Here is a 7,259-nt window from a genome sequence, read left to right on the forward strand (position 1 = left end):
TATATATAAGTTAAGGAAATATAGGTGTCATTTCTATTGCTGTATTTTCTTTTAGTCCAAACATTAAGTTCATATTCTGTACTGCCTGACCAGCAGCACCTTTCATAAGGTTATCTATAGCTGAAATAACTATGACTCTGTTGGTTCTCTTGTCTACTCTTACACTTATATCACAGAAATTAGAACCTTTAACCCATCTGGTTTCAGGAAGTTCATCAATGATTCTTACGAAATATTCATCCTTATAGAAATCTCTATATAAGTTCATTAGTTCTTCAGCGTCCATTTCATTAATAAGATTACCATAACAAACAGAAAGAATACCTCTACTCATGGGAATTAAATGAGGAGTAAAAGTTAATATTACTTCTTTTGATGATAATTCTGAAAGATTTTGTTCTATTTCTGGAGTATGTCTATGGGTTGCTACACCATAGGCCTTTATAGAATCATTACATTCTACAAAAAGATTGGCTACAGAGGCTTTTCTTCCAGCTCCAGAAACTCCTGATTTTGCATCTATAATAATGCTTTTTGTATCTATAATATTATTTTTTACAAGTGGAGCAAGAGCCAGTGTACTTGCTGTAGGATAACATCCAGGATTAGCTATGAGCTTAGCCTCTTTTATCTTTGATCTATTTAATTCTGGTAATCCATAAATAGCTGTTTCTAAAAGATTAGTATATTTATGATCAAGATTGTACCATTCTTTGTATAGCTCTTTACTTTTTAATCTGAAATCTGATCCTATATCTATAAATTTAACTCCATTTTCTATAGCCACTTTTCCAAATTCTAAGGCTTTGCCAGAAGGTAGAGCAGTAAATAATATGTCTAGATTTTTAATTCTTTTAAAAGCTTCTTCGTCACTTATACATTTTTCATCTACAAATTTTTTTAAATTACCATATAAATTGCTAAAAGGTTCACCTACATAGCTGTGGGAACACAAAAAATCAATTTCAACATTTGGATGTTTATATAGTAATCCAGTAAGTTCCTCTCCTGAATAACCTGTTGATCCAATTATAGCTGCTTTTATCATATTATCACTCCAATTTATATTGACTTTTAAACTGATTATACATAATATAAATATGTTATTCAATAAAAAAACATAATTTTTATCGAAAATATTGAATAATTATATTTATATATGTATAATTATACATGTAGAAAGATAAGGTAGGTGCTTGAATGTGAAAAAAGAAGATGGAGCAGTTTCTTTAGAGCCTTTGCCTGTGCTAAGCAGTCTAAGGGGAAAAACATTTGTAATAAAATATGGCGGAAGCATAATGAAAAATGAAGAGGCTAAGAATGCATTTTTAAACGATGTAGCTATGATGAGAGAGTATGGAGTAAACATAGTTATTGTACACGGAGGAGGGCCACTTATATCCAAATGGCTCAATAAAACTGGTATAGAGAGTAAATTTATAAATGGATTAAGGGTTACAGATGAAAATGTAATGGAAATAGTTCAGATGGTATTATGTGGAATGGTAAATAAAGATATAGCACTTAATTTAAGTCTTAGAGGATTGGATGCCATAGGTTTAAGTGGAATTGACAGTAATCTTATAGAAGCACGAAAAAAGTATGTATACAATAATGGAGAAAAGATAGATATTGGCTTTGTAGGAGAAGTTACTAATGTAAATGAAACTATATTAGTAAATTTGATTAAGGCTGGTGAAGTACCTGTGGTTTCTCCAGTAGGCTATGATAGAGAAGGCAATAAATATAATATAAATGCAGATTATGCAGCTTCATTTATAAGTTCAGCTATTAATGCTGATAAGCTTATTATATTAACAGACGTTGAAGGTGTATATAAGGATATAAATGATAAAAACAGTCTTATATCTTATTTAACTTTAGATATGATAGATAATTATATAAAAGAGGGAATAATAAGCGGCGGCATGATACCTAAAATGGAATGTTGCAGAGAAGCTATAAAAAATGGTACTAACAAAGTACATTTAATTGATGGAAGAAAAGAGCACTGTCTTATTAATGATATATTTAATAATAATGGTACAATAATAGAAGAAAAAGGTGGGGAAGAGCAATGTCAAAAAGCAATATGATGAATACTTATGGAAGATTTGATGTTATATTTGAAAAGGGTAAAGGAGCAAGACTTTTTGATTCAAAGGGAAAAGAGTATATAGATTTTGTTTCAGGAGTTGCAGTTAACTGTCTTGGACATGCAAATGATAAAATAGTAAAAACAATAAAAACTCAAGCAGAGAAACTAATGCATATTTCAAATTATTATTGGAATCAAAATGCATTGGATTTAGCAGAAAAATTATGTGAAAATACTGATCATCAAAAGGTATTTTTCTGCAACAGTGGTACAGAATCTATTGAAACTGCACTTAAACTTTCAAGAAAATATGGAAGAACTTTTGGTACAGAAAGTAAAAATGAAATAATATATATGGATAATTCGTTTCATGGACGTACCATGGGATCTTTATCAGTAACCGGACAACCTAAATATCAAGAAAATTTTAGACCTTTAATAGGAAATGTTAAGAGTACAAAATTTAATGATATGGAAGATATTAAGGGAAAGATTAATGATAATACCTGTGCTGTTATAGTAGAACCAATACAAGGTGAAGGTGGAATAGTATGTGCCCATAAGGAGTATTTGCAGCTTCTTAGAGATTTATGCGATAAATACAATGCTCTTCTAATTTTTGATGAAGTACAATGTGGTGTTGGAAGAAGTGGAAAACTATTTGCATATCAAAAATTTGGAGTAGTTCCTGATGTTATATGTATGGCAAAAGCTCTTGGCGGTGGTTTCCCAATTGGTGCAGTACTCGCTAAAGAAAAAGCAGCTTCTGCCTTTGTACCTGGTGATCATGGTAATACTTTTGGAGGGAATCCAATGGGGACTGCCATAGGACTTTGTATTTTAAATGAATTAATCGATGGAAAAGTAATAGATTCTGTAGATGAAAAAGGTGAATATATAAAATCAAAATTAGTTAAGCTTCAGGAAAAGTATAGCTGTATAAAGGAAATAAGGGGAATGGGTCTTCTTATAGGTATGCAGTTAAATGTATCTACTAAGACTGTTATTAGTAAATGCTTTGAAAAGGGACTTTTACTTATTACAGCAGGACCGGATGTAGTGAGAATTTTACCTCCTTTGAATGTAAAAAATAAAGATATTGATGATGCTTTTGAAATAATTGAAGAAGTTTTTAAGGAAATATAAGAAAAATCCTCACTTTATTAGTGAGGGTTTTTTATATTATAAAAATATTATTTATTTTTTGTAACAAACTCTTCAAGAGCTTTAGATAATTGATCAGGACAAGAAGTACCTCTTCCACCACAATCTATGCCCTTTAATTTCTTAATGGCTTCATTTACATCTAAACCTTCTACCAGTCGTGAAATGCCTGTAAGATTTCCATTACATCCACCTGCAAATGAAAGCTCAGTAACCTTGTTATCTTTTACTTCAAATTTTATTTCTCTTGAACAGACTCCCTTGGTTTTATATGTGTACATTAAAAATTACCACCTTCCCGTATTGTAAAAGTCATAGCAGCTTAAAACAATATATTAGTATTATTGATTTCAAGATACCTTAACTATCTTAAATATATACTAAAAATTTAAATACTGCAATAAGTGAATGACATAATAAGGAGCTTTTACATATTATAAATGTAGGGAGGGGAGGTACCTTGAATAATTTGTTTGTTTGTAATGGATATTCCGATAATATTTCTATAGTTGACATTAATTCCTTTAAGAAAGTTGGAGGAATTTCTTTAAAAAAAGATGAAAATGATAGAATTGGTCCCCATGGTATTTGTATATACAATAATAAATTACTTATTGCGAATAACTATAGTAATTCACTCTGCATAATAGATATAGAAAATAAAATTATAGAAAAAGATTTTTTCGTGGGAATGAATTGTAATGATGTTAAAGTTGTAAATGACAATGCTTATGTTGTTTGTGGCGATCTAAATAATATCATAAAGTATGATATTAAAGAAAATGAAATTAAAGAAGAAATACCTTGTGGGAATATGCCCCATAGTATTGATATACATGAAGCTTTAAACAGTATTGTGGTTTCTAATATGAATAGTGACAGTATAACATTTTTTAAATATAAAGATACAAATTTTATAAGTAATATTAGAGTGGGAGAATATCCAACAAAGGCACTTTTTAGTGAAGATGGAAGTCTCATTTTAGTTTGTGAAAGTAATATAGGTTCTGATAAATGTGGAAACATAAGTATAATTTCTTCAAAGGATTTAAGAATATTACACAAAATAGCTGTAGGAAACTCTCCAGTAGACATGTTTATAGAAAAAAATTTGTGCTTTGTATCAAATTTTGGGGATGGAAGTATTAGTATTATAGATTTAAGTAGATTTATGGAAGTAAGTAGAATAAAGGTAGGGGGAATGCCAAGGGGAATTGTAAAACACAAAGAAAATATTTATATTGGTGATAACTATAATAATTTATTGCTTTGCATAAATTTCAGCAACTATACAAAAAAGGCAATATTTATAGGAAAAGAGCCAACAGCAATGTTGCTCTTTTAATCATCTATTAGTGCCTTTATTATCTTTGTATACAATTCTGAAGAATTATTTTTCCATTTTAAACACAAATCTCTTGCCTGTTTATTTGATACTACATTTAACTTAAGATCTATAAGGGTAATATCATTTTCTATAGCTTTTAAATTTACGGTAAAGCTATTATTGGCTAAGGTATAGTCAGCAGTTAAACTTATTTCTTTTTTTATATTATTTAGATTAGATTGAATATAAGAATCAATAAGTTTCTTTTTATTTTCAGATACCCTATTAGAAAACATGGTAAGAACTTTATCTCCCTTTGATGTAACTGTAAGCCTATGTTTACCATCTATATTACTATATTTTATAAAATTGGCAGATATAAGTTCAGAAATGTATTCCTGCAGAGTAAAATAATTTATAAAATTATTTTTAAGTACTATTTCCGTTAATTGATTATTGGAAATAGGAAGTTTAATTTGTTTTAAAATATATATTAAAAGAAGCTTGTTTTCAGCTAATTCTAAAGTATCGTCAAACATCTTCTTTCCTCCTCACTATATAATCATAATATATTATAACATAAAAATTATGAAAATGAATCTATGATTATTAAAGAAATATAATAAGGCATATGAAAATAAATAACAAGTCAAAGATACGACGTATATTTTGAATCATACAAGGAAACAGGTCCTGATGATAGTGGTGCTATCAGAGGGTTCTGTTAACGTAGTATGATTCATAATAGACTAGTATACTGACTTGTTATTTATTTGAACATGCCTAGATTATTTATGCTCATTGCCATAATTTAAAATATATCAATGTAGAGCAATCAGTTTTTACTATATTATCACTAAATATTTTATTATTTATATTATAACTTTTAAAATATTTATTCATAAAATAGCTTGTACAGAATATAGATTACAAGAATATAAATTTTTGGGGGGATATAATATGCACATAATTGTAGTTAAGAAAAGTTTATTGAAAAAAGTTATTATTGGTATCTCAATATTAATTTTAGCTATTATTTTATTTATGGTATTTAATAAGAACTCTAAAAGTACCATGTTAGGTGAAAACAACAATCTTCCTATATACTCTGTGGATACAGAAAATAAAAATGTGGCTATAACTTTTGATACTAGCTGGGGAGATGATAATACTACAAAAATATTAGATGTATTAGATAAAGAAAAGGTAAAGGCAACCTTTTTTGTTATTGGAAGATGGGCAGATGAATTTCCAGATAAAACTAAAGATATAGCCAAAAGAGGACATGAAATAGGAAATCATTCAGACACACATATGGACTTTACAAAAATATCAAAGAATCAAATTATTAACGAAGTGGCAGCTGCAGATGCTAAAATTGAAGCGATTACTGGGACAAGACCTATTCTCTTTAGATTTCCTGAAGGTACATATAATGATAGTAGTGTTGCTTTAGTGGAGCAGACAGACCATAAATGTATACAATGGAATGTAGACAGTATTGATTGGAAAAATGATGGAGAAGACATAGAATTTAATAGAGTAATGAAAAAAGTTAAACCAGGATCTATTCTTTTATTTCATAATTCAGGAAAATATACTCCAAAAACTCTCACAAGAATTATAGATAAACTTAAAAGTGAGGGCTATAGTTTTGTAAAGGTTTCAGATTTAGTCTATAAGGACAATTATTCTATAGATAATGAGGGAAAGCAAATAAAAAAATAATCTATTGTAATTTGAATCAAATTTGTATTATAATGGAAATAAGGGATAAAATTATGTGAATAATTTATGGTATTTAGTAATAGAATTATTTTGTATAGATATTATAAGGGGTATATATAATATAATTATAAAAATAATTTTAGTTATATTTTGTTCATATCATGAATATCTATAATGTAAGTACTATAGAAAAATGTGGGGGAGAGGGATATAAATGGACAATTTAATGTTAAACAATAAGCTCTATCTAGAAGGAAAAATTTCTTCAAAGCTGGAATTCAGTCATGAGATGTACGGTGAGGGGTTTTATACCTTTAACCTAGATGTGCAAAGACTCAGTGATACAAAGGATACACTTTATGTAACTGTATCAGAAAGACTTATAACGGGAATGAATTTAGAAGAAGGACAAGAAATAATTCTGGAAGGGCAATTGAGATCCTACAATAAGTTTGTAGACGGTTCAAATAGACTTATACTAACTGTATTTGCTAGAAATATTGAAATTTGCACCGAAAAAAGTAAAAATCCAAATCAAATCTATCTTGATGGCTATATATGTAAAAAACCTGTTTATAGAACCACACCTTTTGGAAGGGAAATAGCAGATATGCTTCTAGCAGTAAATAGGGCATACAATAAATCTGACTACATACCTACTATTGCTTGGGGAAGAAATTCTAGGTTTTGTGAGTCATTAAAGGTTGGAGATAATATAAGAATTTGGGGAAGATTACAGAGTAGAGAATATCAGAAAAAGATATCAGAAGAGGAAGTTGTAAAGAAGATTGCTTATGAAGTTTCCATATCTAAAATGGAGAAAGTAAATAAAGATGCAGAAAACGATGTAGTAAACGTAGATGAAAATTTTAATGAAGAAGATTATAGAATGGGTAATATTAATAAGAATGCAATGTAAAAAAAAAATACTACTACTACTAC

General features: G+C 28.8%; 8 protein-coding genes. 5 read left to right on the forward strand and 3 right to left on the reverse strand.

All coding sequences use genetic code 11. The features are described 5' to 3' along the window. Positions 1–10 precede the first annotated feature (10 nt). Positions 11–1,048: an N-acetyl-gamma-glutamyl-phosphate reductase gene (gene argC, locus RH99_RS08940; RefSeq protein WP_010236768.1), complete on the reverse strand. Its 1,038-nt coding sequence runs from the start codon at positions 1,046–1,048 to the stop codon at positions 11–13. 154 nt (positions 1,049–1,202) lie between these two features. On the opposite strand from argC, the gene argB reads away from it, so the two are divergent. After that, complete coding sequence (gene argB / locus RH99_RS08945; protein WP_010236770.1) at positions 1,203–2,096, forward strand: acetylglutamate kinase; 894 nt, start codon at positions 1,203–1,205, stop codon at positions 2,094–2,096. Then, a complete protein-coding gene (locus tag RH99_RS08950; protein WP_010236774.1) occupies positions 2,078–3,244 on the forward strand; it encodes an aspartate aminotransferase family protein in 1,167 nt (388 codons plus the stop codon). Before argB ends, RH99_RS08950 begins: the two co-directional genes overlap by 19 nt. 47 nt (positions 3,245–3,291) lie before the next feature. Here RH99_RS08950 and RH99_RS08955 read toward each other — a convergent pair whose 3' ends face one another. Continuing rightward, positions 3,292–3,543, reverse strand: a complete 252-nt coding sequence (locus RH99_RS08955; protein WP_010236776.1) for a TIGR03905 family TSCPD domain-containing protein — start codon at positions 3,541–3,543, stop codon at positions 3,292–3,294. A 179-nt stretch (positions 3,544–3,722) separates the two neighbouring features. Here RH99_RS08955 and RH99_RS08960 point away from each other — a divergent pair, with 179 nt between their 5' ends. After that, on the forward strand, positions 3,723–4,607 hold the full coding sequence (locus RH99_RS08960; RefSeq protein ID WP_010236779.1) for a YncE family protein: 885 nt from the start codon (positions 3,723–3,725) through the stop codon (positions 4,605–4,607). On the opposite strand, the gene RH99_RS08965 is transcribed toward RH99_RS08960, so the two are convergent. Further along, the gene (locus RH99_RS08965; protein ID WP_010236781.1) at positions 4,604–5,128 is read right to left on the reverse strand and encodes a DUF4364 family protein; all 525 of its coding nucleotides are present in this window, start codon (positions 5,126–5,128) and stop codon (positions 4,604–4,606) included. The genes RH99_RS08960 and RH99_RS08965 overlap by 4 nt on opposite strands. 421 nt (positions 5,129–5,549) lie before the next feature. On the opposite strand from RH99_RS08965, the gene pdaB reads away from it, so the two are divergent. Both pdaB and RH99_RS08975 read left to right on the forward strand, forming a co-directional pair. Continuing rightward, positions 5,550–6,317: a polysaccharide deacetylase family sporulation protein PdaB gene (gene pdaB, locus RH99_RS08970; RefSeq protein ID WP_010236783.1), complete on the forward strand. Its 768-nt coding sequence runs from the start codon at positions 5,550–5,552 to the stop codon at positions 6,315–6,317. Positions 6,318–6,531: 214 nt separating this feature from the next. Then, positions 6,532–7,236, forward strand: a complete 705-nt coding sequence (locus RH99_RS08975; RefSeq protein ID WP_010236785.1) for a single-stranded DNA-binding protein — start codon at positions 6,532–6,534, stop codon at positions 7,234–7,236. Positions 7,237–7,259 lie beyond the last annotated feature (23 nt).

The sequence above is a fragment of the Clostridium arbusti SL206 genome (genome assembly GCF_000246895.1).
In the GTDB taxonomy this organism is placed as follows: Bacteria; Bacillota; Clostridia; order Clostridiales; family Clostridiaceae; genus Clostridium_I; species Clostridium_I arbusti.